This window comes from Emticicia sp. W12TSBA100-4, from assembly GCF_040253585.1.
Lineage (GTDB): Bacteria > Bacteroidota > Bacteroidia > Cytophagales > Spirosomataceae > Emticicia.
In genome coordinates this window covers 159,883-180,267 of sequence record NZ_JBELAU010000007.1, presented here as the reverse complement: position 1 = coordinate 180,267, position 20,385 = coordinate 159,883, and the positions used below count along the sequence as shown (strand labels likewise).

Below are 20,385 nucleotides of genomic sequence, written 5' to 3'. Positions count from 1 at the left end.
TTTCTCTGATAGTATTTACGCTAAACAAACCTAACTAATATTATTATTTCCACAAAAAATATAACTATATAAATTAACTAATCGACCATAAAATGATAGGATTGTACAACTGAATATAGAATAGTGCTATCAGTTGACTGAAAAGTGGTATATGACGGCAGAAAAATGACATTAAATATCACTATTGTAAGATTTATTTGCACTATAATTTTCACCTTTAATACTATAAACAATGTCAGCAGTAACAACACAAAAAAGTAATTTGGTAGAAAAACCAAGCTTTAAGACTCATTATGATAATTTTATTGGTGGTAAATGGGTTGCTCCCGTAAAAAGTGAATACTTTGAGGTAACATCGCCAGTCGATGGAAAAGTATTTACGCAAGTAGCCCGCTCGACTGAAGAAGATATTAATTTGGCACTGGATGCCGCTTGGGCAGCCGCTCCAAGTTGGGGTTCATCATCGGCTACTACTCGTAGCAATGTTTTATTGAAAGTTGCTGATCGCCTTGAGCAAAACCTCAGCCTTTTGGCTCGTGTTGAAACTTGGGATAACGGCAAGGCAATCCGTGAAACAATGGCGGCCGATTTACCTTTGGCGATTGACCATTTCCGTTATTTTGCGGGCGTGATTCGTGCCGAAGAAGGCTCTGCTTCTGAGCTAAACGCCAACACACTTTCGTTGATTATTCACGAACCACTGGGCGTAGTTGGACAAATCATTCCTTGGAATTTCCCAATTTTGATGGCTGCTTGGAAAATTGCTCCAGCGTTAGCGGCAGGTAACTGTATCGTATTGAAACCAGCCGAACAAACACCCGTTGGTATCATGGTTTTGGCCGAATTGATTCAAGATTTATTGCCTGCGGGTGTGCTGAATATCGTGAATGGATTTGGTATTGAAGCGGGTAAGCCTTTGGCATCGAGTCCACGTATTAATAAAATTGCTTTTACGGGCGAAACCACTACTGGTCAGCTAATTATGCAATATGCTTCTAAAAATATCATTCCAGTAACGTTGGAGTTAGGTGGAAAATCACCAAATATTTTCTTTAAAAGCATCATGGAAGCTGATGATGAATTTTTCGACAAAGCCCTTGAAGGTGCTACAATGTTTGCTCTGAATCAGGGAGAAGTTTGTACGTGTCCGTCAAGAATTTTGGTAGAAGAATCAATCTACGATGCCTTCATTGAGCGTGTTGTGGAGCGTGTAAATGCCATCAAACTCGGCCACCCACTCGACCCCGAAACAATGATGGGAGCTCAAGCATCAAACGACCAATACGAGAAAATCTTGAATTATATAGAAATCGGAAAGGAAGAAGGTGCTGAGGTGTTGACAGGTGGTGCCGCAGCCTATAACGAAGGTTTAGAGGGCGGATATTATATCAAACCAACTATTTTCAAGGGAAATAACAAGATGAGAATTTTCCAAGAAGAAATCTTCGGACCAGTGGTTTGTGTGACAACTTTCAAAGATGAAGCAGAGGCCATTGCGATTGCCAACGATACACTTTATGGCTTAGGTGCAGGCGTATGGACACGTGATATGCACCAAGCATATACGGTAGCAAGAGCCGTGCAAGCAGGTAGAGTTTGGGTAAATTGCTACCATGATTATCCAGCACACGCTCCGTTTGGTGGCTACAAAAAATCGGGTATTGGTCGTGAAAACCACAAAATGATGTTGGGTCACTACCGTCAGACGAAAAATATGTTGATTTCTTACGACAAAAATAAACTCGGATTTTTCTGATAATACATAGGTCTAAGGCAAAAATAATAGTAGAGAGAGTCAGTTTTGGCTCTCTCATACTTTTTATATTCAAATCTAAATTTAGAAAAATATGACTATCGAACGAGTGGCTGTAACGCCCGAAGCTACCGAAATTATTGATAAACTGAGAGACCGAAACGGCCCATTATTCTTTCATCAAAGCGGTGGATGCTGCGATGGCTCATCACCGATGTGCTTTCAAGTCGGTGAATTGATGCTTAATGAAAACGATGTGAAACTCGGTACGATTCACGATTGTGATTTTTATATGTCGAGAGACCAATTTGAATATTGGAAACACACGCACCTCACGCTTGATGTTGTCAAAGGCAGAGGAGCAAGTTTTTCGCTCGAAATTCCGCTCGGTGTGCGTTTTGTAATAAAATCAAGGCTTTTTAGTGAAGAAGAGTCCGAGGCCTTGGGGGAGATTTAGATGTCCTCCCGAAAAATTAAATTTTCGGGAGGCTTTTAGTTAATCCTTATTACTTGCCACCACAGTTTTGTCAAGCATTTTGGTGGTTTTTACTAACTTTATAAACTCAGCACGGTAGCCTTCTTCGTCAGAACCTTTGGCGTTTTTGGCCAAATCAATCACTTGCTCATAATTGGCCATTCCTTTAAACTCTGATTGGCGTAAAATTAGTCCAAACTCGGCCACAGCAACGGCAAATCTAAAGTTTTCGGAGGTCTTATCGAATGATGTTTGCTGGTCGGTAATTACTTTTTCCATCAATTTACTTTTGTTTTCATCGGGCGATTTATAACGTAATTTGACAGTAAGCACTTCGTTGGATTTAGCAGCGGCAGAAAGGCCGTTTTCGGTTTGGTATTTTAGTTCGTCAATATTTTTCAAGTACGCACTTTCTACGCCAACTGGCACGATTTCGTACAAAGCCGTGACCGTATGCCCCGAACCCATTTCGCCCGCATCTTTTTTGTCATCATTGAAGTCTTCATTACGAAGCATTCGGTTTTCGTAACCAATTAAACGATAGGCTTTTACAAATTTTGGGTTAAACTCCAATTGCAGTTTCACATCTTTAGCCACCGTAAACATCGTTCCGCCAAATTCATGCACAAAAACCTTTTGGGCTTCTTGCAGATTATCAATGTATGCGTAATTTCCGTTGCCTTTATCGGCCAAAGTTTCCATTTTATTATCCTTATAATTTCCCATTCCGAAGCCCAAAACACTCAAAAATACGCCGCTATTTCGTTTTTCTTCAATCAGAGCTTTCAATTCTGCTTCGCTCGAAACACCCACATTGAAATCGCCATCACTTGCCAAAATCACTCGATTATTTCCACCTTTTATCAAATTTTCAGTGGCAATTTTATAGGCCAGTTTAATACCTTCACCACCTGCAGTTGAACCTCCCGCTTGCAGATTTTCGAGTGCATCTTTGATTTTACCTTTGTCAAAAGTCGGCGAAAGCACCAAACCCGCTGCACCCGCATAGACCACGATTGAAACTTTATCTTGCGGACGAAGTTGGTCGGTCAATAAATAAAGTGCTTGCTTGACCAAAGGGAGTTTTTCGGGCGAACCCATCGAGCCAGATACATCAATCAAGAAAACGAGATTAGATGCAGGCAAACTTTCGGTCGAAATCTTTTGGGCTTGAATGCCAATTTGCAATAATTTCAAACCTTTGTTCCACGGCGAATCAGAAAGTTCGGTGTTTATCGTAACAGGTTCATTTTTAACAGGTTGCGGATAATCATAATCGAAATAATTTACCATTTCTTCGATTCGGATGGCATCTTTTGGTGGCATCGTGCCTGCATTCAGCATCCGACGCACATTGCTATACCCTGCTCTATCCACATCAATCGAAAAAGTGGTGAGTGGACTGCTTTTTGCTTCTTGAAAGATATTTTCTACTAATGAATTATACTCTTCGGTATTGAAATCTTCTTTGGGTTTATCAGCCGAATAACGTTTTTTTCGCTCACGATACGTGCCACTTTGTTGAACTTGCAAACCTGCAACTCGCCCTTGTAGCATTTGGCTGGCTGATGGTATAAAATTACTTTTCATCTCTACAACTGCCCCAGTAACTTCTCGACGTTTTTGAACACCGTATCCCACCACTACAACTTCACTTAACATTTGTGCATCGTTTTCGAGTTTCACCGTTATTACACTATCTTGTCCAACTTTAATCTCTTGTGTTTTATAGCCAATATAAGTAAAAATCAGTTTTTCACTACCTGTTGGCATCGTAAGCTGAAAATCGCCATTGACATCGGTTTGTGTACCGATACTCGTACCTTTTACATTCACCATTACTCCTGGCAAGGCTGAGCCATCGCTGGCAGAAAGCACCTTTCCTTTGATTGTTCGCTGCGTAGTAAATGCAAAAATGCCAAATACCAACGCAATAAGTACCCAAATTTTCGTTTTCATAATTGTATAAGTTTTGATTTTATACTATTGATGCACGACTCTGATTTTTTCCATAATTTTTTTGAGTTTTTTTAGAAAAAAATTGCGATGTGCTGATTTAAGACTAATTTTAGGGAAGGCATTTTTAAATCAACAAGCATAAAACACTGATAAACAAACACTTAACTCTCATTCCATAAAACGCTCATACACCACGAATAATGTTTTTCAAGCGATTCAGTAAACCTAAGCCCACTACCGATGCCGAATATTTGGCAGCGTATCAGGCTACGGGAAACCTTGAATTGCTCGGAGAATTGTATGAACGCTACATGGAAATAGTGTTTGCAGTTTGCTTTAAATATTTGCGAGATGAAGATGAAAGCAAAGATGCAGTAATGCAGATTTTTGAGGAGTTGGTCATAAAATTACGCAGCCATTCGGTCGAGAATTTTAGGAGTTGGCTGCACAGTGTGGCACGGAATTATTGTCTGATGCACCTCCGCAGTAATCGCCTGCAAACCGAGGGTGTTGATTTTTTTGAAGATGGTTCTGTGGAAAATGAGCCTTTTGAGCATCAATCAGATGACCCTTTTGAACTGGAACAGAATTTATCAAAAATGACCGATTGTCTCGAAACGCTCTCGGACGAACAAAAAACGAGTATCCGATTGTTTTATTTAGAAGAGAAATGTTACAAAGAAATTACCGACCTTACGGGTTATGATTTGAATAAAGTGAAAAGTTATATACAAAATGGCAAGCGGAATCTGAAAATTTGTATTGAAAAAAAGCATGAATAAAGGCAAAAAAAATACTAAACTAACGGCAGAAGAGATAAAAAAATATCTCTCGGGCGAAGCTTCGGCCAAACAAATGCAACAAGTAGAAAAACAGCTACTCAATGATGCGTTTGCGGCCGATGCTGCCGAAGGTTTAGAAAAATTATCGGCTGAAAAAATTGATACTTCAGCTGCGATGAACGACTTGAAAAAACGCCTTGATTCAAGAGTAAAAACGAAGCAAAAGCAGACCAACATTATTCCACTTTGGCAGCGTGCCTCAGTGGCGGCTTCAATCGCTTTGGTGCTTGGAGTTGGACTATATTATATTTTCTACAAAACTGATAATCAAACACTTGCTATAAACAAACCACAAGAAACGCTTTCAAAAACAACAGCCAAAACACCACAACAAGAAGAACAAAAAGAAGTAATTGCCATCAATCAGTCAAGGGCTACCAAAGCTAAAGAAACCTTTTCGGCAAGCCCAGAAAATAGTAATGAGCAAGAAAAATTTGGTCCAATTCCTGATCAAGAATCGCAAGAATTAGTAGGGCAAAGCAATGTAGAAAGCAAAGCCGATGAGGTCTTGAAACCTGCTGCACCAATAAATACAGAAAAAGAAGTTGCCGAACCAAAAGCAGCAAAAACACCAGTAGTTTTGGCAAGTAGAGAAAGAACTTCAACTTTTTCAGGACAGATTCTCGACACTGAAAATCAGCCGATTGCTGGGGCAATTATTAGCCTCAAACATAGCAATAAAGGTGTACAAGCTGATATAAACGGAGTTTTCAGAATCAATGATGTAAATATTGGTGAAACCTTAGAAATCAATGCCATTGGTTATAATTCGCAAGAAGTTGTGGTAAAAAATCAAGATTTAGGAAAAATTAATCTTTCAGAAAATAGCAGTGCATTGGCCGAAGTGATTGTAGCGGATAATCAATCAAAGGCAAAAAAAGCTGAACAAAAAACCATTCTAATCAACGAACCGCCAACGCAAGACCCTATTCCAATAGGTGGCTGGAGCAACTACGATACTTATCTGCGAAACTCACTCAAAAGTACAGGTTCGGTATCGACTCTACAATTTGAAGACCCAATCCGCCTACGTCTCACTGTCGAGCCAGATGGTACACCATCAAACGTGCAAATTGACAATGAACTCGACAAAGAAAATACTCAAAAAGTGGTTGAAGCCATAAAAAAAGGGCCAAAATGGCTTCCCGCCAAACGAAAAGGCAAAAAAGTAAAAAAAGAGGTAAAAAGAGAGTTGAAGCTTAGATAGCTTTTCTAAACGCTTTTCAACCCTTATACTTATTTGGTTGTTGAATAATACTTCATCACAGTCTTAAAAACTTGCTCTCTTATAGGATTTACATTGAAATAATCTTTTGTTGGAGATAATCCAATATTTTGGCGATTAATGAGCAAAACTATTGAAATATTGTCGTCAGGTACTACACAAATGCTTGTACCCGTAAAACCTGTATGACCAAAAGAACCTTCGCTGGCATTTTTCATAAAAGCATTTTGATTATCCATCATCCAACCAAGTCCATTCTTAAAGCCATCTTTTGTCAGAAAAAGCCCAAGTGTTTTCTCCGAAATAAACTGTTTTGAACCAATTTTACCCTTATTCCTTAATACATCTACTAACTTCTGAATATCATCAATCGTCGAAAAAATACCCGCAGCTCCCGAAACACCTTCATTCGCATACCATGTGTTTCCATCATTCACTTCGCCTTTTAGTGTATATTGACGCCATCCATTCCATGAATTTGGGTCAATTTCTTTTATTTTGAAACCTAAACTTGCATCTTCAACCATTCTTTTTTCATAAGGATTACCGTGTGATGTAGCCGCAATTTTCAGTTTCTTACCCGTTTCATTGGGTTTATAAGTAGTATTTTTCATTGATAATGGTCGAAAAATATTTTCTTCCATAAAAACATTCAATGGTTTGCCTGAAATTTTTTCGATGATTTCACCTAAAATAGTAAATCCTAAATCACTATAATGGCGACCTTCTCCAATCGGAAATTTAAGTGGTAATTCTTCGATAAATTTAAAAGTTTCTTGTTTGGTTTTACAGCGATAATACAATGGATACCAGTCGTAGAGCCCCGATGTATGAGTTAATAAGTGCCTAATTGTAATGTCTTTTTTATCGGGCTGATTGAAGCCTTGAATATACTTTCCCACTTTATCCTCAACATTGATTTTGCCAGCATCAACCAAAAGCATTATTGACGTAGTTGTGCCAACAACCTTTGTTAAAGATGCGATATCGTATAAATGATTGATTGAAGTTTTTTCGGGAAACGCCAATTGCTTACCATCAAAATCTTTGATTTGGGCGTAACCATATGCTTTTTTGAGAATAATTTCATTCCCTTTCTTGATTTGAATGACTGCCCCAGGAATTTTTGATTGCTCAATATAAGTCTGAATAATGGTGTTTATTTCTGAAATACAAGATGCTTTATTCTGAGCATTTCCCAATGCAAAGCTTAATACCAATAATAATGTAAGCGTTTTTTTTAACATAACTAAGGCGATTTTGAGTCTTTATTTATAACAACATTAGGGTCAGTAAGCTTTGTTTTGTGATACTGAGCGTTTTGTGAAGAATTGCAATATAATCTAAAATTAAAAAAGATTAAACAAACAAGCCCAAAATTGCTTCTGGAGCTTGAAAAAGTAATAAATACAATGGATTCCCATGACCAACATATGAACCACTGATATAACTTTCGAGGTTAAAAATGTTATATATTACAACATTTTTCTTTATATGATTGTAAATTCAGTCTTGAAAATCCACTTAAACGTTAGAATAAAAAACGAACTTTATGACATTATTTATTTGTGTAGGTTATATTAAAAAAAGCAGCCTTATCTTCAAATATAAGGCTGCTTTTGTATTCAACAACTTCTCGCAGTTTGTTTGAGAGAAGTAAAGCTCTATTTCTTTCTCGGTAATTTTTCGTCACGCATGGCGGCGTTATAGACAAACGAAGCCACGATAGTTGCTGCTTGTTTTAAATCTTCTGGTTGAAGATGGTCATACGAATCCATGTTTGTGTGGTGCGTACGAGTGTTATACTCGATTTCATCTTGAATGAACTGAAAACCTGGGATACCAACACCAACAAATGAAAGGTGGTCAGTTCCGCCAGTATTTCTAATCGTAACTGTTTTTGCTCCTAAATCATTGAAAGGCTCAAACCATTTTGTAAAAATCGGGCGACACGCTTCGTTTCCTTGCAAATAAATTCCTCTGATTTTACCAGTTCCGTTATCAACATTAAAATAAGCAGCTACTTTCTCGCCTTCAGCATTGCTTTTCTTGGCATCTTTCGGGTCTGCTAAATGATTTTTTACATAATTTCTTGAACCAAAAAGCCCTTGTTCTTCACCACTCCAAAGAGCAATTCTGATGGTGCGACGTGGCTGAACACCCAAAGTTTTCAAAATTCTAACGGCCTCCAACATCACCGCTGAACCCGCAGCATTATCAGTTGCACCAGTCGAACTCTGCCACGAATCGAGGTGAGCACCCAACATTACAACTTCTTCTTTCAGTTTTGGGTCAGTGCCTTTAATTTCGGCCAAAACATTATAGCCTTTCAAATCTTCGGTATAGAATTTTGTTTTTACATCTAACTCTAATTTTACTGGAATACCCGCTTTTGTCAATCGGCAAAGCGATAAGTAATCTTCGGCAGCAAGCATAATATCAAGCAAACCTTCGGGGTCAGTGGCTTTGTATGAACCTCCACTCGAAACGAACAAAGTACCATCTTTTCCTCTGGCACTCATGCTCAAAAGAGCCAAAGCACCTTCTTTTTTAGCCATATCTTTAGTTTTTGTAGAAAGCATATTGGTTCTACGCATGGCCTGCATCATTGAGCGAAAAGCCGTATCGGGTGCAGTAGTAGTTGTTGGTGTTGCGGCAGCCATTTTCTCCAATTCTTCGTCGGTATAACGGCTCGCATCTGGCTTGAAAGAAGGCTGAATTTTATCGTTTTTATAAAGCAAAATCACTTTGTCTTTTAGTTTTCCACGATAATTTTCAAGGCCGAGCGTATCGGTTTCATCAATTAATAAAATCTCGGCAGATTTTAATTTTCCTTTCGTGCCGGCCGTCCAAGTTTTTGGGTAGGCAATCAAAGGGCGGTAATACGGAGCGGTCATGGCTACATAGCTTTTTGTAAGTTCCCAACCTTTACCAAAATCGCCCCATGCTTCGAGCTTGGCATCTTCTAAGCCCCATTCTGATAGTTTTCCTTTAGCATAATTGGCAGCTTTCATATAGCCTGGTGAACCTTGCAAACGTGGGCCGTTTACATCGGTCAGATGAAAGGCAATATCCATTACTTTTGAATTTTGAAGCCCTTCTTGACGAATTTTCTTGGTTGTTTCTAAATCAACTTTTTCTTCTTGAGCATTGGAAACGCCCAACGAAAACATACTGAGAGCAACAATAGGTAGGAGTTTTTTCATACAATATAGATGTGTTTAGTTTGTTGAAGGCTAAAGATATACGTAATAATTGGGGTGGACAAAATTTTGAGATTAATACGGTCGATAAAGCGATTAATTGAGGTTTAAAATTGATTTCGACGAGATATTTTCTTTAATTTTGGTGATGAAATCTAACAAATAATATGACCATACAGCAGGAATTTACCCAAAAATGCGTGAGTATTCTCCAAAAAGACGAATCAGTAATTGGCTTAGCCGTAGCGGGTTCGTGGCTTACGAATGAAATGGATGAGTTTTCAGACCTTGATTTGGTACTGGTAACGAAGCAAAAAATCTCACACGATAAATCGTTGATGATTACTTATGCTCAGAAATTGGGTAATTTTCTATCGGGTTTTACAGGCGAACACGTAGGCGAACCACGAGTATTGATTTGTCTTTACGATAATCCTTTACTCCACGTCGATATTAAGTTTTTGACCATCGAAGAGTTTGCCCATCGCATCGAAAACCCAGTTGTTTTACTCGATACCGACGGACAATTACAGAAAATCATTGAGCAGACAACTTACCAATTTCCTTATCCCGACTATCAATGGCTCGAAGACCGTTTTTGGATTTGGGTACATTATGCTCTCCTAAAAATTGGGCGAGGAGAATACACCGAAGCTTTTGACTTTATGGGTTTTGTACGAATGGTTGTTTTGGGGCCGTTATTGCACATCAAAAATGGAAATCTGCCAAGAGGTGTTCGTAAAGTGGAAACGCAATTATTGGCCGAAGATTTTGAGGCACTCCGAAATACGATTCCTGTATATAATCGTGAATCACTCTTGGAAAGTTTAGCCAATGCCGTTGAGCTTTATCGGAGTTTGCGGGCCGAACTTTACGCTGATTCTATTAAATTACAACTATCAACCGAAATGAAAGTGATGGAATATTTTGAAAAAATCAGGTAGCTTATCGAAGTTTAAGACCTAAAATTATCTTTAAAAGTTTATTCTTCTTAACATTACAAAAAATCTATTCTAAAAACTTTAAAGAATGAAAAAACGCTTTTCGATTTTAACTCTAACCTATTTATTAATGGCCTGTGCACCTTCAAACAATCAAAAGCAAGACACATTAACCGTTGAAAAAGTTAGTTCACCAATGGTAGGAAATGATGCCGACGAACACGGCTGCAAGGCATCGGCTGGGTATCAGTGGTCGGTTTTACGGAATGAGTGCATCCGAATTTTTGAAGCGGGTGTACGATTAGACCCCGTAGCAAAAGACCTCGAACAATCATTATCGGCTTTTGTGGTCATTAAAACTGACAGCAGCGACCAAGAAATAGAGCTTTTTGTACCTTACGATGAACAAACGATTATCGTAAAAAAAGAATCTGATGATAAGTGGAAAAATGATAAATATGTATTGACCAAAGCAAAAGATACTTATAGCATAGAGGATGCCACTAAGAAATTGCTTTACAAAGGAACTATAGAAAAGTAAAATACATAAATGACTATTAGAAAAGCTACTGTTGCTGATAATCAAGCAATTACTCAACTATTTTATGAAACCATAACAAGCGTTAATGTGAGAGATTATGATGCCCAACAGATTGTAACTTGGGCATCAAGTGCGGAAAATAAAGGTTTTTGGCAAGAACAAATTGAAAAACAGTATTTTATCATTGCTGAAAACGATGAATACTTATTGGGATTTGCTTCTTTAACAGTCGACGGCTATTTGGATTTTATGTACGTTCACAAAAACCACCAAAAGCAAGGTATTGCCAGTGCTTTACTGGGAAACATTTTAACCGAAGCCAATCGCTTAAACCTCACTAAAATCTGGACAGACGCCAGCATTACGGCAAGACCTTTTTTCTTGAATAAAGGCTTTATTATCGAAAAAATTTATACTAAAATTAGTAAAGAGGTTGCGTTTGAGAATGCTATTATGGGGTTGAAGTTTTGAGTTTTTTAACTACGGAAATTTTTTATAAATATCTTTTCGATGGTCAAATGTTACAAAATAAAGCATCTTTTCATCTTCTTCCCATTTAATACCTATTCTGTGATTTCCTACTCGAATACGAAAATATGAAGTATATCCTTTCAGTTTCTTTATGTTACGAATTTTGGTTAAACTTTCAGACTGTTCTGCATCTAAAATGGCATCATAGATGGCATTTTTCACATCTTCATCTTTGAGTTTCTGCAAAGCTTTCAAGAAAGAGTTCTTAAATCCAACTTTCATAGTTTACCCAAAGCTTTCAAAATATCTTCTCTATTTACTGTCTCAGTTTTCATTCCAACGTCAATTCTTGCTGCCAAAAGGTGGTCTTCCCATTGCTGAGTAGATATTTTTTGGCTTTTTACACCCAACTTATTCGCCAATGTAACAAGCAATTTCAAATCCTCTGCTGATTGGCTTTCTAAAATAATTGCACTCATATTTCGGCATGTTTTTTACAAAAATAACAAAATATCAATAAAAATTTGTGCCACATCGAAAAGATATAACACAAATTTTTATGACTCTATCAATACTTCAAATCAAGCACCGCTCCCACATAAACCATTCGGGTGATTGGTGCTGAGCCGTAAACCGTGATGGCATTAGCATTCGTAAGGTTAGTTCCACCCAATTTGAAGGTTGTTTTGAGAGTTTTTACGTGGTAATTTACTTGTGCATCAAGCGTTCCGAAGGCTTTTATTTCGCCTTCATCAAATGGCATGAAGTAGGTATAAGTATCCGTCCAACGATAATTTACTGAGTACGTTAAATCTTTCTTTATCAAGCCATTAACTCCTAAATTAAACTTATGTTTAGGTGTATTGAAGCCTGCAATTAAGCCTTTAATATCTGATATTTTTGACCATGTATAGTTTCCGTAAAGGCTCACATTTTTGTTCAAACGATAATCTAAACTCACAAACGCACCTTGTGTGGTTACGGGTTTATCAAAATTTGCCCAAGTCTGAATAAATCTGCCACGTGTGCGGTCGCCTACGGGTTTAGCCCAGTCGCCTGTCTTCTTTACAAAATCACCTTCGGGCATTTGTCCATCTTCACGCCCTTGAAAACGCACGATTCCAATAAAACCATTATACAAACTTCTATAATAACTCAAATCAATTTGTAAATCTTTGGTGAGCAGGGCTTTGTATCCCACTTCCCACGAATTCATTTTTTCGGGAGCGAGCTTTTTTACTTCATACGGTGCAGTCCCTGCTGAGTTTAAACCTTTAAAACCATTTTCGGTATTTCCGATGAGCAAAATACTGCCGTAATCTAAATAAATATATTGGTCGAGTTGGGCTGGGGCTCTGAATGCAGTCGAATAATTAGCTCTAAAATTATGTCGGCCAGAAGCATAAACTGCCGAAATTCTTGGCGATAATTTTGTATCAAAATTTTTAAAAGCATCGAGTCGAGTAGCTGCTGCCAGCGTCAGTTTTTCATCGAAAAGTCTTTGTTGAATTTGTCCATAAATACCTGATTCCCAGTTGATTATTTCGTTTCGTTGTTCGGTATTTAATGGCGAATAAATGCCATCCGAAAGCAATGTTCCTGCGGACTTTAGAATGTATTTGCGGTATGCCCCACCCACAACCACATTGGTAGTTTTAAAACGAAACTCACGTTGTGCCGAAAAATCTATATTACGAGCAGTATTTGTAAATGCCGCTCCTTTGATAGTCGAGCCGTTTACTTTTAAATCGCCTACGCCATTGGCCACTTGTTGCGTTACACGCTCAAAAACTGTCGGTACAGATGCACCTTGCACTTGCTTTATTTGCAGGTTTTGTGTCAAATCAAAAGCCAATTTTGCAGCATTTTCAATGCTTTGTCCACCTTGAATTGCTGGTAAAGTAAAGACCGCTGGAGCAACTGAATTAACCAACTCTGGCACATAAACCCCTGCCAAATTTCCGCCCGCAAAACCATTGCCACGAGCGGCCGCAAAAATCTGATTCCAAGCACTAAAATAGTTGGCGGCAACCGTTGGGTAGGCTCCCAGAGCAGGGTCTGCTAATCTCATATTTTGGAGGGCATTGGCCACGCCACCAATTTCGTAGGCTTTTCCGCCATAATCAAACATTGAGTAAGCACGCACAAACCAACGGTCGTTTTTAATCTCGAATTTGTGCAAATCATATTGCATTTCTCGCCAAGCAAAGCGGCTTGTACTTTGAAAAATACCATTTCCGATTGATTTACGGTATTCGTAAGAAGCCCTCGTGCGTTCGTTGATTTTGAAATGAAGTGATGGATTCAAACGTAAATTTCCTGCTTTAAAATCTCCACCAAAACCAAACTGACGGCCATCATTTACGGTCAAAATTTCACTTTCTTTGAACCCTGGCATATAAATTCGGTAAGGTTTTCCATCATTATATTTTGTAAAATCTGGGTTCGTAATGGTAGAGCCAATATCGCCAAAATAGTTGATTTTGTTCCAACCGAAAGGCGAGCCGTAGGCATTATTGGCAGCATCCGAACCCGCTAAACCGCCTTCGGTCATGGCTTTGATAGCGGCATCAGACTCGCCCAGAAATTCATCAGCCGAAATAAAATTGGCATTGAGTTTAAACGCAAAACGCTTGGCAAAAACTTGTGCATAACGCAATTGGGTATCGAATAAAAGACGTGAACCTCCACGCACCGAAACCGTAATACCTTGATGCTTGAATGGGTCTTTTGAGTTCATTAAAATTACACCATTCAATGCTCCCGAACCATACAGAGCTGAATTTGCTCCGTAGATTACTTCGATATTATCAATGTCGAGTTCGGGCGTTCCCATCCAGTTTCCACCATAAAGCGATGAAGTTGGCGACATAAATTCCACATTATCAGCCAGTTGTAATAATCTTTCAGCTTTTCCGCTATTGAAACCCCTCGTACTTAGACTTGTTACAAACAAACTCGACTGACTTACGTCAATGCCTTTGTAGCGAGCCAAAGAAGATATTAATTCTACGCTTGGAGAATTTTGTAATTGCAAGGCCGAAACCTTCGTAACTGAAACTGGGGCTTTAAAAATACTTTCTTCGATACGAGAAGCCGAAACCACAACTTCGTTGAGATTCTGAACGCTATCAAGCTGAGCCGATGCTCGAAATGATAGCAATGTGACTAAAATACTGGTAAAAATTGTAAATGTTTTTTTCATTTTCGTTTGGTTAACTTACATTCCTTTTCTATTCTGAAGAAAATTAATTGGTTCTAAAATTTCCCCTCCTTTTTCAAGGAGGGGTGTCCTGACGAAGTCGGACGGGGTGGTTTTGGGTCTATGAATACTTTAAGATAGGTACGTTTGAGACAAACCACCCCGACTGGGCGTCCCCGTCAAAATTCGACTTTGTCAGAATTTTGCCACCGTAGCGACGGTCGCCCCTCCTTGAAAAAAGGAGCGACCGTCGCACGGGGGAAATTTCACTTCACTGATTGTCTAATTTACTCCTCAATCCATTTCTTAAACTGGGCGGCGTTTTCTTGGCTGATACTTACTTCGGCTTTGGCGAGGTGCAGGAGTTCGAGGGCAATTTTGCCTTTGAATGAAGGTTTAAAACTCAGAATGGCATCAATATGTACAATAAATTTGCGATTTACCCGAAAAAAATCTCGACTCGGCAACTCAATTTCGAGTTCGCTCAGGCTACGTTCTACGGTGTAGCGTTCGCCCGTTCGGTCTATTAAAAATACAATTCTTGATTCGGTATAAATAAACGCAATATCTTTGGTTGAAACCACATAATAGTTTGTGCCTTTCTTGGCAATCAGGCGGTCTTTCTGAAAAGCAGACTTTGTTATTCTTGAATTATTTTCGGCCGAAAAACGCTTCAAAAAATGCAATTTCAATGCTTCATACTTCTCCAAAACCCGATTTACTTCTTCCTTTCCTATTGGTTTTCTGAGGTAATCAATGGCGTTATAAGCCATTGCCTGCGACCAATATTTGTCATAAGCCGACATAAATACAACCGGAAAACTCGGCAATGATTCTTGAAATATTTCAAAAATCAATCCGTCCCTTAATTCTACTTCGCACAGAGCTAAATCATACAAAATTCCTGTATTGAGTGCTATTCTTAGTTCTTCGTTTGTTTGACAAAACTCAATGCTACTCATAGGAAAATACTCAGCTAAAACTTGCGTCAGTAGCTTTGCATGATTCTCATCGTGTTCGACCAAAAGAATATTCATGGCAATTTGAGTAGTAAGATTTCCGTTTTCGTGCAATGATTTTCGGGCTTGGCGAAATAAAATTTGCGTGACAAAATTACGGAGAACAAATTAGATTACAGGCATTTCGAGATTTTCCGCAAGTTTTTAGTCAAAAACGCATCAAAACAACCATTTCTTACGAACTTACGTCTATCGTCTAAAACTAAACACCCTTTATGAAACCTCTCAAAATACTATTTACCGCCACAAGTTTATGGCTGATGGCTGCTTGCGTGAAGAATGCCGAAACCATCACACCTTCCAACTCAAACCCCGACTGGTCAACCGAGAGCCACAGCAATGACGCCGACCCGAATTACACAGTGATTTTTCCTCAAGATAAAGTCAATACGCTCGAGATAAGCATGACTACGGCCGACTGGACGGCTCTCAAAGCTGACATGGCTGCCAAAGGGAAAGGCACTTTTGGCTCAGGAGGCACTACACAAGGCGGGGGCGGACAAGTTGGTGGTGGTGGTGCAGGTGGCGGAGGAAATGTTGGTGGAGGAGCCGCCCCTTCGTTTGGAGAAGATGCTGACTACATCCCTGTCACGATGAAATTTAATGGCAAGGAATGGCGTAAAGTTGGATTTAGACCAAAAGGTAATTCGACTTTAAATGCCACTTGGCGAGCAGGTATTTATAAGTTCCCGTTTCGACTGAAAATGGATGAGTTTGAGGATAAATACCCCGAAATCAGCGACCAACGTTTTTATGGTTTCAAAGAACTATCAATGGGTGCGGGTGTAAAAGACAACTCACTGATTAGAGATAAAGTAACAGCCGATATTTTTAGAATGGCTGGGATTCCTGCCGCTCAAACGGCTTTTTATAAAGTTTACATTGATTTTGGCGAAGGAAAAAAATATTGTGGGGTTTACACGATGATTGAAATTATTGATGATTCGATGATAAAAAGCCAGTTTGGGAGTAAAACGGGCAATATTTACAAGCCCGAATCAACTTTTCAGACGTTTAATCAAGTTAATTTTGAGAAAAAAAACAATGAAGATGCTGCCGATTGGAGCGATGTACAGGCAAGTATCAAGGCTCTGAACGACCCCATTCGTACATCAAATCCAGCACAATGGCGAAGCAATTTAGATGCGGTTTTCAATACCGACCATTTTATCAAGTGGTTAGCAGTAAATTCTACACTTGTCAATTGGGATACTTACGGAGGCATGGCTCACAACCATTATTTATACAATGACCCTACCAAAAAACTGACATGGATTCCGTGGGATAATAACGAAGCTCTGACCTCGCAGGTACGTGTACAGCTTTCGTTGGCGGGTGTGGCCAATAATTGGCCTTTGATTAATTATGTGGCTAATGACCCCGTTTATTATGCCAAATACAAGTTGTATGTAAAAGACTTCAATGATAATGTGTTTACTACCAGCAAGATGAATGAGATTTTTGATAAAGCCACTAACCTGATTACACCGTATGTAAACGGAACTGAAAAGGAAGTAGCTCCGTATTCAAACCTCACGAATACGGCCAATTTTACGGCCGCTTTGCCGATATTAAAACAGCATGTTGTGAGTAGAAATCAAGCGGTTAGTGCATTTTTGAAGTAAGAAAAGTTGATTTTTGAGAGCCATTAAGTTACCGAATTTGATATACAAATTTCATAACTTAATGGCTTTTTTATGGATAAAACTCTGTCAATTTGTATCTTGTTAGAAATCCAACAATTCAAAAAGTACTACAAAACTTTCGTATATTTGAGAGTTGACGGTAATTTTATAAACGACAAAAAGACATAAATGAAAATACCAAAATTTGATGAAACATTCATTCCAATTCTTGAAGTTCTTAAGGACGGTAAAGTTTTAAGGTCTAGAGAACTTATTGAGGAAGTAAAAACTAAGTTTTATTCTGACCTATCTGAAGAACAACTAAAGCAAGAAACAAAGTCAGGTGATTTGCTTATTGACAACAGAATAGCATGGGGAAAATCTTATCTAAAAAAAGGAGGTTATATAACATTTCCACAGCGTGGCTTTGTTCAAATTACAGAGAAAGGCAAAAACCACTCAGCGACTATAACCGTAAGAGACCTAGAAAATGAAAGTTCATTGTTTGACTTTTATAAACAAGAAAAAAGCTCTGTTGCAGTTGACAGTAACAAACAACCTGAAATTTCCTCTCCACAAGACTTAATAGACGAAGGCTTTAATAGAATTGAAGGCGAAGTCAAAGCAGACCTACTTCAAAAACTAAAATCCATTGACCCATACTTTTTTGAGAAAGTAGTTTTGCGACTATTAAAGAAAATGGGATATGGTGAATTCATTGAGACTTCTAAATCTAATGATGGTGGAATTGACGGGATCATAAATGAAGACAAACTCGGTCTTGATAAAATTTATATTCAAGCAAAACGCTTCAATGAAGGAAAAGTAAGGGAAAAAGATATTCGCAATTTTATTGGTGCTATGAGTGGCGACACAAACAAGGGTGTATTTGTAACAACATCTGAATTTGATGAAAAGGCCCTAGAAAAAGCACGTTCTGCTCATCACAAAATTATATGCATAGATGGACAGAAATTAGTAACATTAATGCATGAATTTAATGTTGGTATTCAAGTAAGGACAACTTACGAGATTAAACAAATTGACGAAGACTTTTTTGATGAACAGTAGAACAAAACGAACCACTAACACGGGTTTTGCGTCAGGCGGGCTGACGAACAAACTTGGAGCTTTGTGCTTTTAATGAACTTTAGTAATAAATTGAAACTTTGTGTTTCGAGACTCGCCCAAACGCAAAGTCCTGCCCATTAGTGGCAAGTATATCACAACACCCTGAGAATTATAAGTTTCAATTTATAGACATTTGCTTTTCACCCCAACTTCTCATCTGAGCAATAAACGGAATCAACTCTTTTCCTGTATCGGTCAATGAATATTCAACCTTCGGTGGAACTTCGAAGTAAACTTTTCTGACAATTAGTTCATCGGCTTCCAATTCTTTTAGCGTTTGAGTTAGCATTTTTGGTGTTATACCCACCACTGCTCTTTTTAATTCCCCATATCTCAAAAACCCATCTCTCAATACCCATAAAATTCGCCCCTTATACTTTCCACCTATTCGTTGGAAAGCATAATCAACTGCACAATGTGCCTTTTTAATTTTATTCTTCATATATTTTCAAATTTAAGTTGCTGATAATCAGCAATACTACCTTTTTGGTATGTAGAGTACCTTATTGTATGTACTTGCTGTAAAGATAATAAGGAGTTTTCTTTGTCTAAAATTTTACTTACAATAAATCAAAAGAAACAATGAATGCATCAATTAAAAAAGTCCTGCATTTTCCAATAACAAAAATTATCATAGGCATTGTAGTCCCTTTTTCTCTATTCGTAGTAATTCAAAACTTTGTTTTGAAACCATTTTTTTATAGCATTATTCAAGATAAAAATACTGCTAATCCGATTATTCACTTTATTTGTTTTATAGTTTTATTAGCTACCTATTACTATTTATTTCGTTTTTATGATAAAAGAGAAATAACAGAACTATCCATGAAATTCTTTTTTAAAGAAATGTTTGGAGGGTTTTTCTTTGGTTTTTTTGCAATTTCATTGGTTATTTTCATTTTATACCTATTAGGGTATTATCAAGCTTTTGGTATTACAACAGCTCACTACCCCATCAAATTTTTCACGTTTTTAATGTTTGCAGCCATAGTTGAAGACCTGTTTCATAGAGGGTTAATAGTTCGTATCTGTGAAAATTGGTTAGGAACTCATCTAACCATTGTCATTGCAATGTTAGTTGAGCTTCAACAACACTTTTTCAATCCAAATTTCAACCTATTTAGTCATTTTCTTACTTTGATTTGGGGGTTTACTATGGCAATGATGTTTATCTATACTAAAAGAATATGGCTCCCTTTTTTCTTCCATTTAGGCTGGAATTTTTCACAGCCATTTTATGGCTCAAATCTTTCGGGGCTAAATAATATGGGCAGTATCATTCAATCAAAATTTAATGGCCCCGAACTATTAACAGGTGGTGCAGTTGGAATTGAAGATTCCATTTTTACAGTAACTTTTTTATTGCTTATTGGAATCATATTTTATTATCTGGCAAAAAGAGAGGGTAAAATTGTAAAAAGCAAACTATTTAAAAGATGAATTTGAAAGATGCGTTTTCAAGTCTTGGCAATTATTTTTCACCAAGGATTATAGGTGAAGTAAATGACCAATATATTAAAGTCGTAAAAATAAAGGGGCAAGAAGTGCCTTGGCATAATCACGAAAACGAAGATGAATTGTTCTATGTTGTAAAAGGGACACTTCTAATGGAAATTGAAAATCAGCCAGACCTGATATTAAAAAAAGGCGACTTGTTCGTTGTGAAAAAAGGAAAAAATCACCGAGTTTCCTCAAAAAAAGAGTGTCTGATTATGCTTATTGAATCTAAAACCACTGAACATACAGGAAAAATAAGCTCAGTAATTACCAAATCAATAGAAGACCAATTCTGTTAAAGCAATATAAAGAGATTCATCTAATCAAAAAAATAACAGCTACCAACATGGTATTTACAATAGTTGGCGGACGGAATAGACCTCAACATTTGTAAATCTAATCAGCTTCGGTTTAATCAGAAGGATTTTTATTGGGCATTAGCTTATTATCATCATCTTTTGTAATTTTATCGGGCTTTGGTTACGGGCCGCAGGAACTCTA

Annotated in this window: 19 protein-coding genes; 11 read left to right on the top strand and 8 right to left on the bottom strand. The window is 37.9% G+C overall.

Features of this window, described 5'->3' with window-relative positions:
- Nucleotides 1–232: 232 nt before the first annotated feature.
- Together exaC and ABR854_RS11530 are read left to right on the top strand one after the other, a co-directional pair.
- Nucleotides 233–1,756 (top strand): acetaldehyde dehydrogenase ExaC, encoded by a 1,524-nt coding sequence (gene exaC / locus ABR854_RS11535; protein ID WP_350265550.1) that lies wholly within the window; start codon nucleotides 233–235, stop codon nucleotides 1,754–1,756.
- Between the two features lie 91 nt (nucleotides 1,757–1,847).
- Entirely contained in the window at nucleotides 1,848–2,210 is a 363-nt protein-coding gene (locus tag ABR854_RS11530) for a DUF779 domain-containing protein (protein ID WP_350265549.1), read from the top strand.
- Nucleotides 2,211–2,249: 39 nt separating this feature from the next.
- Here the strand turns inward: ABR854_RS11530 and ABR854_RS11525 are convergent, their stop codons facing one another.
- Nucleotides 2,250–4,187, bottom strand: coding sequence for a vWA domain-containing protein (locus ABR854_RS11525; protein ID WP_350265548.1), 1,938 nt, complete (start codon nucleotides 4,185–4,187; stop codon nucleotides 2,250–2,252).
- Nucleotides 4,188–4,387: 200 nt separating this feature from the next.
- Between ABR854_RS11525 and ABR854_RS11520 the strand changes: the two genes are divergently transcribed.
- Together ABR854_RS11520 and ABR854_RS11515 are read left to right on the top strand one after the other, a co-directional pair.
- A complete protein-coding gene (locus tag ABR854_RS11520) occupies nucleotides 4,388–4,969 on the top strand; it encodes an RNA polymerase sigma factor (protein WP_350265547.1) in 582 nt (193 codons plus the stop codon).
- Nucleotides 4,962–6,236, top strand: a complete 1,275-nt coding sequence (locus ABR854_RS11515; protein ID WP_350265546.1) for a carboxypeptidase-like regulatory domain-containing protein — start codon at nucleotides 4,962–4,964, stop codon at nucleotides 6,234–6,236. The genes ABR854_RS11520 and ABR854_RS11515 overlap by 8 nt, the downstream gene beginning before the upstream one ends.
- A gap of 29 nt (nucleotides 6,237–6,265) precedes the next feature.
- Here the strand turns inward: ABR854_RS11515 and ABR854_RS11510 are convergent, their stop codons facing one another.
- Together ABR854_RS11510 and ABR854_RS11505 are read right to left on the bottom strand one after the other, a co-directional pair.
- Entirely contained in the window at nucleotides 6,266–7,501 is a 1,236-nt protein-coding gene (locus tag ABR854_RS11510) for a serine hydrolase domain-containing protein (protein WP_350265545.1), read from the bottom strand.
- Nucleotides 7,502–7,918: 417 nt separating this feature from the next.
- On the bottom strand, nucleotides 7,919–9,460 hold the full coding sequence (locus tag ABR854_RS11505) for a M28 family metallopeptidase (protein ID WP_350265544.1): 1,542 nt from the start codon (nucleotides 9,458–9,460) through the stop codon (nucleotides 7,919–7,921).
- 164 nt (nucleotides 9,461–9,624) lie between these two features.
- On the opposite strand from ABR854_RS11505, the gene ABR854_RS11500 reads away from it, so the two are divergent.
- The 3 genes from ABR854_RS11500 (at nucleotide 9,625) to ABR854_RS11490 (ending at nucleotide 11,410) form a co-directional block, all read left to right on the top strand.
- Nucleotides 9,625–10,401: an aminoglycoside 6-adenylyltransferase gene (locus ABR854_RS11500; protein WP_350265543.1), complete on the top strand. Its 777-nt coding sequence runs from the start codon at nucleotides 9,625–9,627 to the stop codon at nucleotides 10,399–10,401.
- Between the two features lie 85 nt (nucleotides 10,402–10,486).
- Nucleotides 10,487–10,939, top strand: coding sequence for a hypothetical protein (locus ABR854_RS11495; protein WP_350265542.1), 453 nt, complete (start codon nucleotides 10,487–10,489; stop codon nucleotides 10,937–10,939).
- Nucleotides 10,940–10,948: 9 nt separating this feature from the next.
- Nucleotides 10,949–11,410, top strand: coding sequence for a GNAT family N-acetyltransferase (locus tag ABR854_RS11490; protein ID WP_350265541.1), 462 nt, complete (start codon nucleotides 10,949–10,951; stop codon nucleotides 11,408–11,410).
- 9 nt (nucleotides 11,411–11,419) lie between these two features.
- Here ABR854_RS11490 and ABR854_RS11485 read toward each other — a convergent pair whose 3' ends face one another.
- From ABR854_RS11485 to ABR854_RS11470, 4 genes are all read right to left on the bottom strand, one after another.
- A complete protein-coding gene (locus ABR854_RS11485) occupies nucleotides 11,420–11,692 on the bottom strand; it encodes a type II toxin-antitoxin system RelE family toxin (protein ID WP_350265540.1) in 273 nt (90 codons plus the stop codon).
- A complete protein-coding gene (locus ABR854_RS11480; protein WP_350265539.1) occupies nucleotides 11,689–11,889 on the bottom strand; it encodes a hypothetical protein in 201 nt (66 codons plus the stop codon). Before ABR854_RS11480 ends, ABR854_RS11485 begins: the two co-directional genes overlap by 4 nt.
- A gap of 89 nt (nucleotides 11,890–11,978) precedes the next feature.
- Nucleotides 11,979–14,615, bottom strand: a complete 2,637-nt coding sequence (locus ABR854_RS11475) for a TonB-dependent receptor (RefSeq protein WP_350265538.1) — start codon at nucleotides 14,613–14,615, stop codon at nucleotides 11,979–11,981.
- Nucleotides 14,616–14,899: 284 nt separating this feature from the next.
- A complete protein-coding gene (locus ABR854_RS11470; protein ID WP_350265537.1) occupies nucleotides 14,900–15,685 on the bottom strand; it encodes a LytR/AlgR family response regulator transcription factor in 786 nt (261 codons plus the stop codon).
- 161 nt (nucleotides 15,686–15,846) lie between these two features.
- Here ABR854_RS11470 and ABR854_RS11465 point away from each other — a divergent pair, with 161 nt between their 5' ends.
- Nucleotides 15,847–17,256, top strand: coding sequence for a CotH kinase family protein (locus ABR854_RS11465; protein WP_350265536.1), 1,410 nt, complete (start codon nucleotides 15,847–15,849; stop codon nucleotides 17,254–17,256).
- A 189-nt stretch (nucleotides 17,257–17,445) separates the two neighbouring features.
- Complete coding sequence (locus tag ABR854_RS11460; RefSeq protein WP_350265535.1) at nucleotides 17,446–18,327, top strand: restriction endonuclease; 882 nt, start codon at nucleotides 17,446–17,448, stop codon at nucleotides 18,325–18,327.
- 178 nt (nucleotides 18,328–18,505) lie between these two features.
- Here the strand turns inward: ABR854_RS11460 and ABR854_RS11455 are convergent, their stop codons facing one another.
- The gene (locus ABR854_RS11455; protein ID WP_350265534.1) at nucleotides 18,506–18,829 is read right to left on the bottom strand and encodes a winged helix-turn-helix transcriptional regulator; all 324 of its coding nucleotides are present in this window, start codon (nucleotides 18,827–18,829) and stop codon (nucleotides 18,506–18,508) included.
- A gap of 140 nt (nucleotides 18,830–18,969) precedes the next feature.
- On the opposite strand from ABR854_RS11455, the gene ABR854_RS11450 reads away from it, so the two are divergent.
- Entirely contained in the window at nucleotides 18,970–19,827 is an 858-nt protein-coding gene (locus ABR854_RS11450) for a CPBP family intramembrane glutamic endopeptidase (RefSeq protein WP_350265533.1), read from the top strand.
- Nucleotides 19,824–20,183 (top strand): cupin domain-containing protein, encoded by a 360-nt coding sequence (locus ABR854_RS11445; protein ID WP_350265532.1) that lies wholly within the window; start codon nucleotides 19,824–19,826, stop codon nucleotides 20,181–20,183. Before ABR854_RS11450 ends, ABR854_RS11445 begins: the two co-directional genes overlap by 4 nt.
- Nucleotides 20,184–20,385: the final 202 nt, after the last annotated feature.

Coding starts and splice junctions, on each gene's coding strand:
- ABR854_RS11500 (WP_350265543.1), top strand. CDS start 9,625: ATGACCATACAGCAGGAATTTACCCAAAAATGCGTGAGTATTCTCCAA.
- ABR854_RS11475 (WP_350265538.1), bottom strand. CDS start 14,615: ATGAAAAAAACATTTACAATTTTTACCAGTATTTTAGTCACATTGCTA.
- ABR854_RS11510 (WP_350265545.1), bottom strand. CDS start 7,501: ATGTTAAAAAAAACGCTTACATTATTATTGGTATTAAGCTTTGCATTG.
- ABR854_RS11460 (WP_350265535.1), top strand. CDS start 17,446: ATGAAAATACCAAAATTTGATGAAACATTCATTCCAATTCTTGAAGTT.
- ABR854_RS11465 (WP_350265536.1), top strand. CDS start 15,847: ATGAAACCTCTCAAAATACTATTTACCGCCACAAGTTTATGGCTGATG.
- ABR854_RS11505 (WP_350265544.1), bottom strand. CDS start 9,460: ATGAAAAAACTCCTACCTATTGTTGCTCTCAGTATGTTTTCGTTGGGC.
- ABR854_RS11455 (WP_350265534.1), bottom strand. CDS start 18,829: ATGAAGAATAAAATTAAAAAGGCACATTGTGCAGTTGATTATGCTTTC.
- ABR854_RS11480 (WP_350265539.1), bottom strand. CDS start 11,889: ATGAGTGCAATTATTTTAGAAAGCCAATCAGCAGAGGATTTGAAATTG.
- ABR854_RS11495 (WP_350265542.1), top strand. CDS start 10,487: ATGAAAAAACGCTTTTCGATTTTAACTCTAACCTATTTATTAATGGCC.
- exaC (WP_350265550.1), top strand. CDS start 233: ATGTCAGCAGTAACAACACAAAAAAGTAATTTGGTAGAAAAACCAAGC.
- ABR854_RS11515 (WP_350265546.1), top strand. CDS start 4,962: ATGAATAAAGGCAAAAAAAATACTAAACTAACGGCAGAAGAGATAAAA.
- ABR854_RS11530 (WP_350265549.1), top strand. CDS start 1,848: ATGACTATCGAACGAGTGGCTGTAACGCCCGAAGCTACCGAAATTATT.
- ABR854_RS11450 (WP_350265533.1), top strand. CDS start 18,970: ATGAATGCATCAATTAAAAAAGTCCTGCATTTTCCAATAACAAAAATT.
- ABR854_RS11445 (WP_350265532.1), top strand. CDS start 19,824: ATGAATTTGAAAGATGCGTTTTCAAGTCTTGGCAATTATTTTTCACCA.
- ABR854_RS11520 (WP_350265547.1), top strand. CDS start 4,388: ATGTTTTTCAAGCGATTCAGTAAACCTAAGCCCACTACCGATGCCGAA.
- ABR854_RS11490 (WP_350265541.1), top strand. CDS start 10,949: ATGACTATTAGAAAAGCTACTGTTGCTGATAATCAAGCAATTACTCAA.
- ABR854_RS11485 (WP_350265540.1), bottom strand. CDS start 11,692: ATGAAAGTTGGATTTAAGAACTCTTTCTTGAAAGCTTTGCAGAAACTC.
- ABR854_RS11525 (WP_350265548.1), bottom strand. CDS start 4,187: ATGAAAACGAAAATTTGGGTACTTATTGCGTTGGTATTTGGCATTTTT.